The sequence below is a fragment of the Bradyrhizobium cytisi genome, from assembly GCF_008123515.1.
Taxonomy (GTDB): Bacteria; Pseudomonadota; Alphaproteobacteria; order Rhizobiales; family Xanthobacteraceae; genus Bradyrhizobium; species Bradyrhizobium cytisi.
The window spans coordinates 151,647-166,767 of sequence record NZ_VSSR01000002.1; the positions used below are offsets into that span (position 1 = coordinate 151,647).

12 protein-coding genes are annotated in these 15,121 nt (G+C 64.0%); 3 read left to right on the forward strand and 9 right to left on the reverse strand.

The genetic code is table 11. From position 1 onward, the window contains the following. Positions 1 to 5 precede the first annotated feature (5 nt). From FXB38_RS01365 to FXB38_RS01395, 6 genes are all read right to left on the reverse strand, one after another. On the reverse strand, positions 6 to 947 hold the full coding sequence (locus FXB38_RS01365; RefSeq protein WP_187434601.1) for a DMT family transporter: 942 nt from the start codon (positions 945 to 947) through the stop codon (positions 6 to 8). 188 nt (positions 948 to 1,135) lie between these two features. After that, positions 1,136 to 1,975, reverse strand: a complete 840-nt coding sequence (locus FXB38_RS01370) for an aldo/keto reductase (protein ID WP_148748989.1) — start codon at positions 1,973 to 1,975, stop codon at positions 1,136 to 1,138. A gap of 264 nt (positions 1,976 to 2,239) precedes the next feature. After that, entirely contained in the window at positions 2,240 to 4,945 is a 2,706-nt protein-coding gene (locus tag FXB38_RS01380; RefSeq protein WP_148748991.1) for a nitrate reductase, read from the reverse strand. 15 nt (positions 4,946 to 4,960) lie between these two features. Next, complete coding sequence (locus tag FXB38_RS01385) at positions 4,961 to 6,178, reverse strand: NAD(P)/FAD-dependent oxidoreductase (RefSeq protein WP_148748992.1); 1,218 nt, start codon at positions 6,176 to 6,178, stop codon at positions 4,961 to 4,963. Between the two features lie 10 nt (positions 6,179 to 6,188). Continuing rightward, positions 6,189 to 6,617 (reverse strand): globin family protein, encoded by a 429-nt coding sequence (locus tag FXB38_RS01390; protein WP_148748993.1) that lies wholly within the window; start codon positions 6,615 to 6,617, stop codon positions 6,189 to 6,191. A gap of 123 nt (positions 6,618 to 6,740) precedes the next feature. Continuing rightward, entirely contained in the window at positions 6,741 to 8,123 is a 1,383-nt protein-coding gene (locus FXB38_RS01395) for an MFS transporter (protein WP_148748994.1), read from the reverse strand. Between the two features lie 691 nt (positions 8,124 to 8,814). Here FXB38_RS01395 and FXB38_RS01400 point away from each other — a divergent pair. After that, on the forward strand, positions 8,815 to 9,654 hold the full coding sequence (locus tag FXB38_RS01400; protein WP_148748995.1) for a formate/nitrite transporter family protein: 840 nt from the start codon (positions 8,815 to 8,817) through the stop codon (positions 9,652 to 9,654). Positions 9,655 to 9,713: 59 nt separating this feature from the next. Then, positions 9,714 to 11,441: a bifunctional protein-serine/threonine kinase/phosphatase gene (locus tag FXB38_RS01405; protein ID WP_187434595.1), complete on the forward strand. Its 1,728-nt coding sequence runs from the start codon at positions 9,714 to 9,716 to the stop codon at positions 11,439 to 11,441. Between the two features lie 35 nt (positions 11,442 to 11,476). Here the strand turns inward: FXB38_RS01405 and FXB38_RS01410 are convergent, their stop codons facing one another. Continuing rightward, positions 11,477 to 12,145 (reverse strand): NAD(P)-dependent oxidoreductase, encoded by a 669-nt coding sequence (locus tag FXB38_RS01410; protein ID WP_148748997.1) that lies wholly within the window; start codon positions 12,143 to 12,145, stop codon positions 11,477 to 11,479. A gap of 77 nt (positions 12,146 to 12,222) precedes the next feature. Continuing rightward, the gene (locus FXB38_RS01415) at positions 12,223 to 13,092 is read right to left on the reverse strand and encodes an SDR family oxidoreductase (RefSeq protein WP_148748998.1); all 870 of its coding nucleotides are present in this window, start codon (positions 13,090 to 13,092) and stop codon (positions 12,223 to 12,225) included. Between the two features lie 103 nt (positions 13,093 to 13,195). On the opposite strand from FXB38_RS01415, the gene FXB38_RS01420 reads away from it, so the two are divergent. Beyond that, positions 13,196 to 14,089 (forward strand): LysR family transcriptional regulator, encoded by an 894-nt coding sequence (locus tag FXB38_RS01420; RefSeq protein WP_148748999.1) that lies wholly within the window; start codon positions 13,196 to 13,198, stop codon positions 14,087 to 14,089. Between the two features lie 24 nt (positions 14,090 to 14,113). Here FXB38_RS01420 and FXB38_RS01425 read toward each other — a convergent pair whose 3' ends face one another. After that, entirely contained in the window at positions 14,114 to 15,031 is a 918-nt protein-coding gene (locus FXB38_RS01425; protein WP_148749026.1) for an intradiol ring-cleavage dioxygenase, read from the reverse strand. Positions 15,032 to 15,121: the final 90 nt, after the last annotated feature.

Here is a 15,121-nt window from a genome sequence, read left to right on the forward strand (position 1 = left end):
TTGCGTCAGGGGTTCGGGGAACGCTCTTCCAGCACCAGCAGCTGGGCGCGGCGGATGCGTTCGCGATGGGCGATGTAGAGACCGCTGGCGACGATGAAGGCCGCGCCGGTGACGGTCCAGACATCAGGCAGCTCGCCGAACAGGAAGAAGCCCAGAATGCTGACCCACAGCAGCTGCGTGTAGGAGAACGGCGCCAGCACCGAGGCATCGCCATAACGATAGGCGAGCACGACGATCCACTGGCCGATCGTTGAGGCAAGACCGATCACGATGCCGAGCCCGATGCCCGTCCAGGTCGGCGTGACCCAGACGAACGGCACCATGATGCTGAGGATCGCAACGCCGGTGAGAGCCGAATACGCCATCGTGGTGAGCACGGCTTCCCGCCCGCTCATCAAGCGCGTCATGATCAGCGCGGCAGCCCAGCAGAACGCCGAGACGATCGGGAAGAACGCAGCGATGTGGAACGCGCTCGAGCCCGGCCGCAGGATGATCATCACACCGATCAGCCCGATCGCGGTCGCGATCCAGCGACGCATGCCGACCTTCTCGCTGAGGAAGATGATCGACAGCGCGGTGACGAACAGCGGCGAGACGAAGCCGGTGGCCGAGGCTTCTGCGATGGGGAGGAAACGCAAGCCGGTGATGAAGAACAGCGAGGAGCCGAGCAGCGCGACGCCGCGCATCAATTGCAGCCCGAGACGTTCGGTGCGCATCGCATGTAGCGGCGAGCCCGGCAGCATCACCGGCGTGAACATCAACGCGAAGGTGACGAAGCGGATCCAGGTGATCTCGATCGACGGCAGGCTCGTCGAGAGATATTTCGCGGTGACGTCGGAGCAGCCGAGAAACACCGTCGACAGCAACACCAGCGCGATGCCCTTGAAGGGATGATCGACGCGCGCAGGCGCGCGGCGCGTCTGCTGCTTCTTCTCCGGCACGGGCATGGAAATACTGTCGAGCCTTGCGGCTGCGGCGGGCGGCGGTGTCACGGCTGGAACCTGGGAAAACGACGATTCGGGAACGGTCGTAAAAAACGACAAATGCGCCGCTTTCACAACTTCCGAAAACAGGATGCCGATATGCGCTCACGTCCGCGCGTGTCAATACTCCATTAATAATAGGCTTTTGTGCACTACAGCATAGGCAGGCCATGTGGCTTCGGACCGCGCGGAAACGCCGCATCCAGCGCTGAAATCTCCTCTTTCGTCAGCACGAGATCGCCAGCGGCCGCATTTTCGCTGGCGTGTTCCGCGGACGACGCCTTGGGAATCGCGAACACCGTAGTCGCACGGGTGAGGAAGCTCAGCGCGACCTGACGCGGCGTCGCGCGACGCGCCGCCGCGATGCGCGCGAGCACGGCGCCGCCCTTGCTGCGCTCATCGGGAAAATCATCGTGTCCGAACGGCGAATAGGCGACGACCGCGACGCCATGCCGCTCGCACCACGGGATCACCGCGTGCTCGATCGCGCGCTCCTTGAGATGATAGAGCACCTGATTGCAGGCGATCTTGCCTTCGCCGGAAACGTCGAGGATCTCGTCGAGATCGGCGGCGTCGAAATTGGAGACGCCCCAGGACTTGATCTTGCCGGCCTTCACCAGTTCCTCGAACGCGGCGACGGTGTCTTCAAGGTCATACGAGCCACGCCAGTGCAGCAGATAGCAATCGAGACGGTCCGTCTTCAGCCGCTTCAGCGAGCGCTCGCAAGCGGTGATGGTGCCGCGACGCGAGGCGTTGCTCGGCAGCACCTTCGACACGAGGAACACGTCATCCCGGCGGCCCGCGATCGCATCGGCAATGACGAGCTCGGCATCGCCATACATCTCCGCGGTGTCGATATGGGTCATGCCGAGATCGAGCCCGCGTTGCAGCGCCGCGACCGCACGTTTGCGATCGCCATGGTCGAGATACCAGGTGCCCTGCCCGATCACGGAGACATTGGCGCCGGTCCTGCCGAAGGGTTTTGCGTTCATGTTCGTCTCCGATGCCGATCTCTCGTCCAAGCAACTACCACGGAGCTCAAGAGTTCAGTTCACTGACGACAGCAAGGTGTTGGACGGCAGGCACGATAGGGCACAACGGCGCGGCCGTCGATTGCTGCGGATGTCATCGCAAAAATTCGTGTACAGCTGCATCAACACCGTCATTGCGAGCGTAGCGAAGCAATCCAGACTGTCTCCGCGGAGGAAATCTGGATTGCTTCGCTGCGCTCGCAATGACGATGGAGAGAGCTGGGCCTAGCTCGCCGCGCCCGCGACCTTTACCTGCTTCGCCGGGGCCACCTCGGTCGTCGCAATCAGCCGCTTCAGCTCGGGGATGCAGGAGCCGCAATTGGTGCCGGCCTTAAGCTTGGCTCCGATCTCGGCGGCGGTGCGGGCACCGCTCGCGATGGTATCGCAGATGGTGCCGCGGCCGACGCCGAAGCAGGCGCAGACGATCGGGCCGGTCGCCGCGGCTCCTTCGCTGGATTTGCCTGATAGCAGCATGCGGCGCTGATCGTCGGTGACATGATCGGCCGCGAAAACGCTCTTCACCACCTCCCAGTCGCCGGCATCATGCGCGGGGCCGACGAACAGGCAGGCCTCGATGCGATCGCCCGCGAACGAGGCCGCGCGGTAGACGCCGCCGCCGAAATCGCGGTACTCGGCCACGTCGTCGCCGGCGAGGCCATCGAGCCAGGCCGGCCAGCGCGACAGATCCGCATTGTCGGCGAAGAGATAGCCGAAGCCGCCGGCGACGGTCGCGCGGGTCCACAACAGATTCGGCGGCAGATCGAGCTGCTTGCGCGACAGCACAAAGCCGCGGAAGACGTATTCATACGGCGCGATCGCAGCCGGCGTCGCCTTCGACTCCGGCTGTCCGGAGAACGGATCCGTGAACGGCGCGACCAGCGCACCGACGCGGCCGTGCGAGGCATTCATCGCGCTCCAGTGGATCGGCGCGAACAGCGTGCCGCGCTGCTGCCGCTCGCTGACGACGGCCTTCAAAATGCACTGGCCGTAATCGGTGGCGATGCGGGCATAGCCGTCATGGACGATACCGTATTTATTGGCGTCGTCGGGATGGATCTCGACAAACGGCTCGGGCAGGTGTCCGCCGAGCCGCTTGCTCAGCCCCGTACGCGTCATGGTGTGCCACTGGTCGCGGATGCGTCCCGTGTTGAGCCGCAGGGGACGCGACGGTCCTGTCTCGCTGCGCAGTGCCGGCACCTCCGGCGCGACGAAGCGGCCCTTGCCGTCATTGGTGAAGAAGCCGCCAGTCGCGAAGAAGCGCTCGCCCGGCGCCTCGCCCTCGCGCGCCGGCCATTGCACGGGCTTCAAGGCGTCGAAGTCCTCGTCAGACAGCGACGTCAGCGCGCCGATGTCGAAATCGCGGCTGCCGTTGTTCTCGAACGCCGAGAGCGCGGCATGCTCGCGGAAAATCTCGGCGGCGGATTTGTAATTGAATCCGTCGCCGAAGCCGAGGCGTTTTGCGGTCTCGCTGAGGATCCACCAATCGGGGCGCGCCTCGCCGGGTGCGCGGAGGAACGAGCGCTGGCGGGAGATGCGGCGCTCGGAATTGGTCACCGTGCCCGACTTCTCGCCCCAGGCCAGCGCCGGCAGCAGCACGTGCGGGCCGGCCTCGACCGTGTCGTTGGAGAGCACGTTCTCGGACACCACGAACAGCTCGAGCTTCTTCAGCGCCTCGCGCACGAAATCCGCATCGGGCAGCGACACCGCGGGATTGGTGCCCATCACCCAGAGCGCCTTGACCTCGCCGCGGTTGATCGCCTCGAACAGCTGCACCGCCTTCAGCCCTTCATGGGTGGCGATGCGCGGCGCTTTCCAGAACCGCCTGACACGGTCGATGTCGGGCGGCGTGAAGTTCATGTGCGCCGCGAGCTGGTTGGCGAGGCCGCCGACCTCGCGGCCGCCCATCGCGTTGGGCTGGCCGGTGAGCGAGAACGGCGAAGCACCGAGCTTGCCGATGCGCCCCGTCGCGAGATGGCAATTCAGGATCGCGTTGACCTTGTCGGTACCCTGCGCCGACTGGTTGACGCCCTGCGAATAGAGCGTAACGACACGCTCGGTGTCGCGGAACATCCTGAAGAAGGCTGCGACGTCCTGCTCGGAGAGGCCGGTCGCCAGCGCGGTCGCGGTGACGCTGCCGGCGATGCTGCGCGCGCGCGCCAGCGCATCATCAAGGCCCGACGTGTTCCGAGCGATATACTCCTGATCCAGTGCGCCGCTGTCGGCCAGATGGACGAACAGGCCCGAGAACAGCGCGGTGTCGGTGCCGGGCTTGAGGCCGAGGAACAGATCGACGTCGCTCGCGGTATCGGTGCGGCGCGGATCAATCACGATCATGCGCGCGCCGCGCTCCTGCCGGTTCTTCACCATGCGCTGGAACAGCACCGGGTGGCACCAGGCGGCATTCGAGCCGACGAAAACGAGCAGATCGGCCTGGTCGAGATCCTCGTAGCAGCCCGGCACGGTGTCGGCGCCGAAGGCACGGCGGTGGCCGGCGACCGAGGACGACATGCAGAGCCGCGAATTGGTGTCGACATTGGCGGTGCCGACAAAGCCCTTCATCAGCTTGTTGGCGACGTAATAATCCTCGGTGAGGAGCTGGCCCGAAAGATAGAACGCGACCGCATCGGCACCGTCGCGCGCGACGATGTGCTGCATCCGATGGGCGACGTGATCGAGCGCATCGCTCCAGGCAACGCGCTCCAGCACGCCCTTGCAGCGGATCATCGGATACAGCAGCCGGCTCTCGAGCCCGACGGTCTCACCGAGCGCAGAGCCTTTCGAGCACAGCCGGCCGAAATTCGCGGGATGATCGGGATCACCCGCAATCGCAGCGCCACCCGCGCCGTCGGGCGTTGCGAGCACGCCGCAGCCGACGCCGCAATAGGGACAGGTCGTCTTGGTGGTGCGGAGGCTGGGGTCGATCGCCGTCATGTCAAGCCGTCTCCTTCACGCCGCCTTGGACGGAAACGCGAGCGCGCGGCCGAACATCATGTCCGCGCGAATCCCGGCGATCTTCTCGCGAGTGCGGATCAGCTCGAGATACCAGAGCGCATCCGTGGTATCGCCGATCAGGACGGCGCCGGTGAGGCATCCGTCGGCAATGACAAGCTTCTTGTAGGTACCGCGCCAGCGGTCGGTCAGCACGAGGCTCTCGCTGCCCTCGCCGCCCATGAAGTCGCCGGCGGAAAACACGCTGACGCCGGAGACCTTGAGGTTGGTCGAGACCACGCTGCCCTGATAGGCGGCGGGTCGGCCGCCGAGATGCCGCGCCAAGACGCGCGCCTGCTCATAAGCCGGCTCGACCAGGCCGTAGCAGGTGCCGCGATGCTCCGCGCACTCGCCGAGCGCGTAAATGTCGGGCGATGCGGTTTGCATCTCGTCATTGACGACGACGCCGCGGTTGACCGCAATGCCGGCCTCCTTGGCCAGCGCAATGTTGGGCCTGATGCCGGCGGCGAAGATCACGGCGTCGGCCTCGATGCGGCTACCATCGGCAAGCTCGACGGCCTCGACATGGCGCTCGCCATGGATGCGGGCGGTCGAGGCATTGAGCATAATGCGGATGCCCTTGCGCTCGACCAGCGTCTTGAGCAGATCGGCGGCCGGCGCATCGAGCTGGCGCTCCATCAGCCGGTCCATCAGATGGAGTAGCGTCACGGGCGCGCCGGCTTTCGCCAGGCCGTAGGCTGCCTCAAGCCCGAGCAGGCCGCCGCCAACCACGACGACCCGCTTCTTCGCGGCCGCCAGCGTCAGCAACAGGTCGACATCGCGCGTGTCGCGAAAGGTATGGACACCGGCGAGATCGGCGCCCGGCACGTTGAGCCGCAGCGGCGTCGATCCCGTGGCGAGCACAAGCTTGGAATATTCCATGCTCTCTTCGCCGGCGATCTTGAGCTCGCGGCGGCCAGTGTCGATCTCGGTGACGCGATAGCCATAGCGCACGGTGACACCGCGATGGCGCCACCAGTCCGCCGGGCGGAGCTCAATCTCGTGCGAGCCGGTCTCGCCGGCCAGCACGGAGGAGAGCAGCACGCGATTGTAAGCGAGCCGCGGCTCATCGCCGATAACGGCAACCGCGTAGCGGCCGAGCGCAGTCTTGGCGAGTTCATCGACCAGACGCGCGGCCGCCATACCGTTACCGACGATGACCAGCGGTTCACTCACAAGGCATCTCCTATTCGGCGGCCTGCGACTGTGCGCCGTAGGCCTCGGAAATCATGTAGCCGGACAGCACGCCATAGGCGTCGGTCCAGGCGGTTGCGAGTTCGCCCGTCCAGGCCTCGCCGAGGCCCTTCTCCAGGGTCCAGAGCAAGGTCGCGCCGACCACGGGATAGTGCTCGGCCTTGGCGCCATAGGCGACGTGACGCTTGGCGAGCGCCGAGGCCGCGGGAAGAATCGTCTCGAGATTCGACAGGCCGCTGACGACAGCAGCCAGCATGCCCATCAGCTTCTTGCGCTGCTCGGTCATGTCCTCGGGAAACATCGCACGCACGGACGGCGCCACTTCGAACAAGCGGTCGTAGAACAGCTGCGAAGCTGCTTCGGAAATCGGCGCGACCTTGGAAAAGCTTTGCTGCACGAGGGCGATCTGCTGAGGTGTCATGATGGTTTCCTGTCTGTTTCGGTCTGCCTTTGTCCGCGCCGTTGCGGAGAAAGCTCATGGATCAAACGTCATCAGAGCGGCTTCTCCCCGCGTGCGGGGAGAAGCGAGTTTCGTAACGCGCGATTACACGCGCGCTTCGGCGAGGCTTGGCGCGCCTTCCGCCTGCGGGCTGCGACGCAGGTAGAACCACCAGGTCATTCCGAGGCAGATCGCGTAGAACGCGAGGAAGATGGCGAGCGCGACCTGCGGTCCGCCCGTCATCGCGATCGACTTGCCGAAGCTGCTCGGGATCAGATAACCGCCAACCGCACCGACCGCGCCGATGAAGCCGACAGCCGCACCGCTCTCGATGCTCGCGGTCTTCAGCGCGAGAGCGCGCGCCCCATCGCCCTTGCCGCGCACCTTGAACAGGTTCTCCTCGCGGAAGATCGAGGGGATCATGCGGTAGGTCGAGCCGTTGCCGATGCCCGTCGTCAGGAACAGGATCAGGAACATCGCGAGGAAGCCGGTGAAGTCCTTCTCTCCGACGAAGTACAGCACGCCGATCGTGGCCGCCGCCATCGCGATGAAATTCCAGAAGGTGATGATGGAGCCGCCGACCTTGTCGGCGAGCCAGCCGCCGAACGGACGCGACAACGAGCCGACCAGCGGACCGAGGAACGCGATCGAGATCGTGACAGTCGGAAACTGCGTCTTGATCAGCAGCGGAAACGCCGCGGAGTAGCCGATGAACGAGCCGAACGTCCCGATGTAGATGATGGCCATGATCCAGGTGTGCTTGCGCTTGACGATCGCAAGCTGGTTCTTGATCGACGACTTGGCCGAGGTCAGGTTATTCATGAAGAACACCGCGCCGATCACCGCGATCGCGATCGGCAACACCCACATCAGGCCCGCGTTCTGGAGATAGACGCCGCCGACCGGCGCTGCCTGGAACAGGTTGATGACGGCGAGCGTCATCAGGATCGGCGTCAGCAGCTGCACGCTGGAGACGCCGATATTGCCGCCGGCCGCGTTCAGGCCGAGTGCCCAACCCTTCATCCGGTCAGGAAAGAAGAAGGAGATGTTGGTCATGCTGGAAGCGAAATTGCCACCGCCGAGACCGGCCGTCGACGCGATCAGCAGCATCAGCCAGAACGGCGTTTCGGGCTGACCGACGAAATACGCAAGCGCCAGAGTCGGGATGAACAGCACGGCTGCGCTGAAAATCGTCCAGTTGCGCCCGCCGAACGTGGTGACCGCGAACGTATAGGGAAAGCGCATCAAGGCGCCGATCAGGCCCGGCACAGCCACGAGCTGGAACAGTTCGTCGGTCGAGTAGTGGAAGCCCGCCTGCGGCAGCTTGGTCGCGACGATGCTCCAGATCAGCCAGACGGAGAAGCCGATGTGCTCAGCGACGATCGACCAGATCAGATTACGCCGGGCGACGACTTTGCCGCTCGCATTCCAGAACGCCTCATCTTCGGGGCGCCAGTCAGAAATCCACTTCGGATTGCCTTCCTTCATTGGAAAAGTCCCTTTCACTAGGAAGCGGGACACCGACTGACGCGGGGCGCAAAGATGCACGCTCGGGGAAGCCCCCCGTTTTCGGCGGTGTCACGATTTGAATGATTGCTCGGTGACGGCGTCGATGGCGTCGAGACGCTTAATTCAAGCTCCATGCCAAGTCGGCAAATGAGAGAAAAATAAGTAATTACAGCCACTTGTGTCTATGATGAAAAAATAATCACGCCTATAATTGCATCAAAAACTTGCTGGCCGCTCATTTCTTGAATGCGGATTCGCCCGTTGATTGTGCGTCGCACAAGAGTTGGGCAGGAGCCCGTTTTCGCGCCAGCCCGCCGCGGCGGCGGTCGGACGCGATGTTCTCCAGAAGGGCTATCCCCTTCCAGCACGAGCAAATTTGGGCTCGGAATGCAGCCTGCCGTGCCGGATCATCTGGCACATCGATTGCTTCCACTCTGCCTAGTCAACGATGACTGACAGTGAGCCGGAGCGCGAAGCCACCGAAGGCCACTGGGAAGCCTATTCGCTGGTCCGCCAAGGCGCGGTCATCGTGACGCTATCCCTTGCGCATGTCGATGTCGCTTTCCGGTACGCGCCCCAATCCCACGGGGCGCGAAAGCTCACTGGTCTGACAAAGGCGTCGATCCGGCACGGACCGGGTCGATCATGCACATGAGCAAAGGAGCTGTTGATGTCGTATCTCGCACCTTCGGAATTCGTCACCAAGATGGTGGACGCAGGCGAATCCAAGATCTTCATGTCCACCAGGGATACGGTCATCCGCGCCTACATGGCCGGCGCCATCCTGGCACTCGCCGCCTGGTTCGCCGTCACGATCAACGTCAACACCGGCCAGCCGATCATCGGCGCACTGCTGTTTCCGGTCGGATTCTCGATGCTCTATCTGTTGGGCTTCGACCTTCTGACCGGCGTGTTCGTGCTCGCGCCGCTCGCGCTGATCGACAAGCGGCCGGGGGTCACGCTCGGCGGCGTCTTGCGGAACTGGGGCCTCGTCTTCATCGGCAATTTCGCCGGCGCCCTCACGGTGGCCTTCATGATGGCTTTCGTGACGACGTTCGGATTCACGCAGGACCCGGACAAGGTCGGCGCGGCCATCGGCAATATCGGTGAAGGCCGAACGCTCGGCTACGCGGCACATGGCGCCGCCGGCATGGCGACGCTGTTCATCCGCGGCATGCTCTGCAACTGGATGGTCTCGACCGGCGTCGTGGGCGCGATGATCTCCACGACTGTGCCGGGCAAGGTCATCGCGATGTGGATGCCGATCCTGGTGTTCTTCTACATGGTGTTCGAGCATTCCGTGGTGAACATGTTCCTGTTCCCTTCAGGCCTGATGCTCCATGCCAAGTTCTCGATCATGGACTATTTCATCTGGAACGAGATCCCGACCGTGCTGGGTAACCTCGTGGGCGGCCTCGCCTTCACCGGACTGACGCTGTACGCGACGCATGTGCTGACGAAGCCGAAGCGCGAACCGGGTGCGAAGGCGCAGACCCGCGCCGCGGCCTGATCGTCAACAAAGGGAGCCTCGCCTGATAAGGTGAGGCTCCCTTTGCATTGGTGGCGAGGATGGACCGGGGCTTGCGAATTTCGATCGGGCAGCACTCCGACAGGGGGCGCAAGCCGGTCAATCAGGACTTTCACGGCGCCCTCATCCCGGCGGAGCCGCTGTTAGGCCTGAAGGGGATTGCCGTCGTCCTGGCCGACGGCATCTCGAGCAGCGCGGTGAGCCAGGTGGCGAGCGAGTCCGCGGTCAAGAGTTTCCTGACCGACTATTACTGCACGCCCGAGTCCTGGACGGTGAAGACCTCGGCGCGACGCGTGCTGGAAGCCACGAATTCATGGCTCCACGCCGAGACGCGCCGTAGCCAATACGCCTATGATCGCGACAAGGGCTATGTCTGCACCTTCACAGCCATGGTGGTCAAATCGACCATGGCCCATATCTTTCACGTCGGCGATTGCCGGATCTACCGCGTCGCCGGCAAGGCGCTCGAGCAGCTCACCGACGATCACCGCGTCATCGTCTCGTCGGAACAGACCTATCTCGGCCGCGCGCTCGGCATCAACCCGCAAATCGAAATCGACTACCAGGCGCTCCAGATCGAGCAGGGCGACATCTTCCTGCTGGCCACCGACGGTGCCTACGAGTTCGTCGATCATCGCTTCGTCCGGACCGCGCTCGCGACGCACGCGGACGATCTCGATGGAGCGGCGAAATCCATCGTCGAGGAAGCCTATCGGCGCGGCAGCGACGACAACATCACCGTCCAGATCCTGCGCATCGACGAAGTGCCGCCGACCGGCTCATCCGACATTTTTGGCGGCACGGCCGAGCTACCGCCGCCACCGCTGCCGGAGCCGCGGGCGCTGTTTGACGGCTATCGTATCGTCCGCGAGATTCACGCCAGCAGCCGCAGCCACATCTATCTCGCGGTCGACACCGAGACTGAGGAGACGGTCGCGCTGAAGATCCCCTCGATCGATCTTCGCGACGATCCCGCCTATTTGAAGCGGTTCCTGATGGAGGAATGGATCGCGCGACGGATTGACAGCCCGCACGTCCTGAAGCCCCGCTCGCGGTCCAAACGACGCAACTATCTCTATGTCGCGACCGAGTTCATCGAGGGGCAGACGCTACGGCAGTGGATGCTGGACAATCCTCGCCCCGACCTCGAGACCGTGCGCGGCATCGTGGACCAGATCGCCGCGGGCCTGCGCGCCTTCCATCGCATGGAAATGCTGCATCAGGATCTGCGACCAGACAACGTCCTGATCGACAGGACCGGCACCGCGAAGATCATCGACTTTGGTGCGGTCAAGGTCGCCGGCGTCGCCGAGGCGGCACCGGGCGAGGCCGAAATCCTCGGCACGGTGCAGTACACCGCGCCCGAATACTTCCTTGGCGAAGGCGGCTCTCCCCGATCGGACATGTTCTCGCTGGCGACCGTCTGCTACCAGATGCTGACCGGAGAGCTGCCTTACGGCGCCCAGGTCGGCCGTATCAGAGGACGATCGGACGCCTGGAAGCTCAGATACCGTCCGGCCAGCCATGACGACCGCGCCGTCCCGGTCTGGATCGACGGCGCGCTACGCAAGGCGCTGCATCCGGATCCCAACAAGCGCCACGAGGATGTGTCCGAATTCACCTACGAGCTCAGAATCCCGAACCCCGCGTACCTCAGCACGCGGACCACGCCCCTGATCGAGCGCAATCCGCTTCTGTTCTGGAAACTGACCACGGTGGTCCTGGCCTGCGCCGTCGTCGTCCTGCTCGCCCTGCTGCACGCGCGCTAGCAGGGCCGGTCTGGGTCAGGCCGGGTCGGCCGCCTTCACCATGTGATCAACGGAGAACGATGCAGCCAGGCATCAGCGCGCAGCTGGTCCAAGACGAACCTCGCAACGTCTTCTCGCGATATGCCTCCGCCATGGAAGTTGGATAGATCCGTGAGCGCCCGGATCGTATCGCGGCTCGGCTTGTTGTTCAGGACGGAGGGGCGAACCAGAACCCAATCGAGGCCGCTGTCTCTCACGATCGATTCCTGACGATCCTTGTCGGCGTACACTCTGCGCAGGAGCAGCGGGAAAATCAGCTTGTCGAAAAGAAAACCGCCGTGCCCGACACTGTCACCGGCTCCCAGTCCCGTGATGCAGACCAGACGTGAGACTTGCTCGATCTGCATTGCGCTCGTGAGCGCGCGCGTCGCTGTCGAGAGAAGCGTCACCTCTCGAAACGGGCTTGCCCGTGTGCCCAGCGCACTCACGACGGCGTCACGGCCTTTGAGCGCCTGGCGCAGCACTTTTTCGTCACGGGCGTCTCCGACAATGAGTTTCGCCCCCTTGAGATCACGCGCCTTCTCGGCAGAACGCACGAGCACGCTGACGTCGTACCCTCGCGCCACCGCCTGGCTGACGATCAGACGGCCAGTACCGCCGGTCGCTCCAAGAACCAGTATCTTCGGTGGGGCAGTCCGGATGTCGTCGGTTTCAGAATTTTGCATGGTAGCTACCTCGTAAGGCGGGACGCCTGCGCTGGCGATTGCATCCTTGTTGTCGTTGTCGGGTATCGCCCCTGCCCTCAGGCCGACGCCGCGATCTCGGAGGCGAAGTCTCGATAGGAACGCAGGGGACGGCCCAGGAGCGCGGTCAGACGCTCGACGTCGCCAGCGTCGGGAATCATGCCGTCCGTCAGGAAGCGCTCGCACATCAGCCGCATGTCGTAGGCCATCCAGCCCGGCATGAACTGTCTGAGATTCTGCTCGAATCTGCCGGCGTCGTCGCCGCCATAGGCGATCGTGCGGCCCAGCACCTCCGACCAGATGGCGGCGATATCCGCGCCGGTCAGCGTGTCCGGACCGACGAGATTGATCCGGTCAAGCGGGAGCGGCCCGGTGGCCCGCTCGCGGCGGATCAGCTCGATGGCTGCGATCTCACCGATGTCGCGCGCATCGATCATGGCGAGCCCCTTGCTACCGATCGGCATCGGATAGACACCATGTCCGAGCACGACGTCCTTGATCGTGAGATCGTTGTTCATGAAGTAGGCCGGCCGCAGGATGGTGGCGTTGAAGCCCATCTGCTCGATCATCCGCTCGACACCGAACTTGCCCGCGAAGTGCGGCACGTTCACGTAGAGATCGCTGTGGATCACTGACAGGTAGACGATCCGCTCGACGCCCGCCTCGCGCGCCAGGTTGAGCGCGATCAGCGCCTGCGTGAATTCATCTGCCACCACTGCGTTGAGCAGGAACAGGGTGGATACGCCTGACAACGCGCCGCGCAAGGAGTCGACATCGAGCAGGTCGCCCTGCGCGACGGTGACGCCTGTCGGGAAATTGGCCTTCGCGGGATCGCGGACGAGAGCACGAACATCGGCGCCGCGCTTCACCAGTTGTTCGACAACTTGGCGGCCGACAGTGCCGGTTGCGCCGGTAACGAGGATGGTCATGGGGGCCACTCCGGTTGGGGTCAAAAGACACTCCGGAAACTAGCGATCCACATCTGGCCCGATAGACGCTATATTTAGACCTTCTGTCTCACTGGTGGAACGCATGGATCTGCTCGCCCTCGCTGATTTCAATCTCGTCGCCCGCCACGGAGGGTTCGGACGGGCCGCACGTGCCGCTGGGCGGCCGAAGGCGACCCTGTCCCGCCGGGTCGCGGAACTGGAGAGCAGCCTCGACCTGCGCCTTTTCGAGCGCGGTGCGCGCGCCCTGAAGCTCACCCAGGAAGGACGTGCCCTTTTCGAGCGAACGGGGGCATTGCTCACCGAGCTCGACGAGGCGGCGGCAGCGATCGCTTCGGGTGGAGAAAGCCCGCGAGGCAAGTTGCGGATCAGCGCGCCTTTGCTGTTCTCGCAGACTGCGATGGGGAAGCTCGCGGCCAGGTTCGCGCTCAGATGTCCGGAGGTCCGGCTTGAGGTCACAACGGAAGACCGGACCGTAGACATGGTGGAGGAAGGCTACGACCTGGTCATCCGGGTCAATCCGGATCCGGATGAAAGCCTCGTCGGACGAATCTTTCTGCGCGACCGGCTGGTGATCGTGGCGAGCCCGGAGCTGAAACGACCGAGGGACTATCTCGCTGTGCCGGCTGTCATGCGCGGAGCGGGCGACCAGCTGACCACCTGGGAAGTGACGGTGCCAACTGGAAGATCGCGCATCGCGGTTGATCCGGTGCTTCGCCTGTCATCGCTCGTCATGGTCCGCGATGCGGTCCGGGCGGGCGTCGGCGCCGCACGCCTTCCAGTGTCACTGGTCAGTCACGACCTCGCCGCCGGCACGCTGGTGCATTGGGGCAACGTCGACGGACCAGAGATCGCGCTGTGGACGCTCTATCCATCGCGCCGGCTCTTGAGCGCGCGCGTATCCGCCTTCCTCGACTTTATGAAGGAGGCCTTTCCGATGGGGACGCCCGACGAGCTGGCGGCCTATATCGGGAGGTGAGAAGCGGCGCGCCCGGCAGGGCCGTCAGGCCGGCTCCGCCGCCTTCGTCCCAAGCGGCTTCGGCGCCATGCCGCCGCCCGGCTTGAGGTGGAATTCGTAGGTCATCAGGTGCCATTGTCCGCTCGCCTTGCCGCCGTCGGGCATCTCGGGGTCGTTGCGCGGCTCGACCTTGGCGACGAGGTCGTCCTTGACCCCGAACACCACGTCGGAATCGAGATATTTGTCGCCGTCCATGAAGACGTGGGTGATCAGCGGCTCGTAGCCCTTGGCATTGACCAGGAAGTGCACATGCGCCGGGCGCATCGGGTGGCGCTTGGTCTGCACAATCATCTCGCCGACCGGCCCGTCCGTCGGGATCGGATAGCTGCACGGCAGAATGGTGCGGAAGAAGAAGCGGCCGTCGGCGTCGGTGATGAAACGCGCCCGCGCCGACGCGCCGACCTCGTCGTAATTCGCCTTCTGTGAATCGTAGAACCCGTCATCGTCGGCATGCCAGACGTCGACGGGGACATTGGCGAGCGGCTCGCCCTTGAGATCGGTGACGCGGCTCTGCACGAACATCCGCTCGCCGGTGAGATTGTTCGGCGAGATATCGGTGCCATGAGCGGTGATCTTGTGCTCGCCGACATAGAACGGGCCGAGCACCGTGGTCTCGGTCGCGCCGTCGCGGTCGCGGTGGTTGACGGCATCGACCAGCATGGAGACGCCGAGCACGTCGGACAGCAGGATGAACTCCTGACGGGTGTCGGTGCATTTCTGGCCGGTGCGGGTCAGGAAATCGATGGCGTATTCCCATTCCTCGAAAGTGAGACCGGTCTTGCTTACGTAATCGTGCAGCGACTTCATCAATTCCTGGAGCAGGAATTTCGCACGCGGATTCGGTGTCTGGTCAAAGCTCCGGACGACGGCTTCGGTGAGTTCGGTCTCGTTGAACTGGGTCATGATGCGTTTGCCTTGCATTTTTCTCGTTGGGCCCATGAAAAGTCCTGGGGGCTCCCTGGAGGCGTTCCAGACTGGAGCCTACACCAGTCG

Bases quoted from the DNA above. Each gene is read 5' to 3' on its own strand.
- FXB38_RS01380 (WP_148748991.1), bottom strand. From the start codon at position 4,945: ATGACGGCGATCGACCCCAGCCTCCGCACCACCAAGACGACCTGTCCC.
- FXB38_RS01420 (WP_148748999.1), top strand. From the start codon at position 13,196: ATGGATCTGCTCGCCCTCGCTGATTTCAATCTCGTCGCCCGCCACGGA.
- FXB38_RS01405 (WP_187434595.1), top strand. From the start codon at position 9,714: ATGGACCGGGGCTTGCGAATTTCGATCGGGCAGCACTCCGACAGGGGG.
- FXB38_RS01410 (WP_148748997.1), bottom strand. From the start codon at position 12,145: ATGCAAAATTCTGAAACCGACGACATCCGGACTGCCCCACCGAAGATA.
- FXB38_RS01390 (WP_148748993.1), bottom strand. From the start codon at position 6,617: ATGACACCTCAGCAGATCGCCCTCGTGCAGCAAAGCTTTTCCAAGGTC.
- FXB38_RS01365 (WP_187434601.1), bottom strand. From the start codon at position 947: ATGCCCGTGCCGGAGAAGAAGCAGCAGACGCGCCGCGCGCCTGCGCGC.
- FXB38_RS01400 (WP_148748995.1), top strand. From the start codon at position 8,815: ATGTCGTATCTCGCACCTTCGGAATTCGTCACCAAGATGGTGGACGCA.
- FXB38_RS01370 (WP_148748989.1), bottom strand. From the start codon at position 1,975: ATGAACGCAAAACCCTTCGGCAGGACCGGCGCCAATGTCTCCGTGATC.
- FXB38_RS01425 (WP_148749026.1), bottom strand. From the start codon at position 15,031: ATGACCCAGTTCAACGAGACCGAACTCACCGAAGCCGTCGTCCGGAGC.
- FXB38_RS01415 (WP_148748998.1), bottom strand. From the start codon at position 13,092: ATGACCATCCTCGTTACCGGCGCAACCGGCACTGTCGGCCGCCAAGTT.
- FXB38_RS01395 (WP_148748994.1), bottom strand. From the start codon at position 8,123: ATGAAGGAAGGCAATCCGAAGTGGATTTCTGACTGGCGCCCCGAAGAT.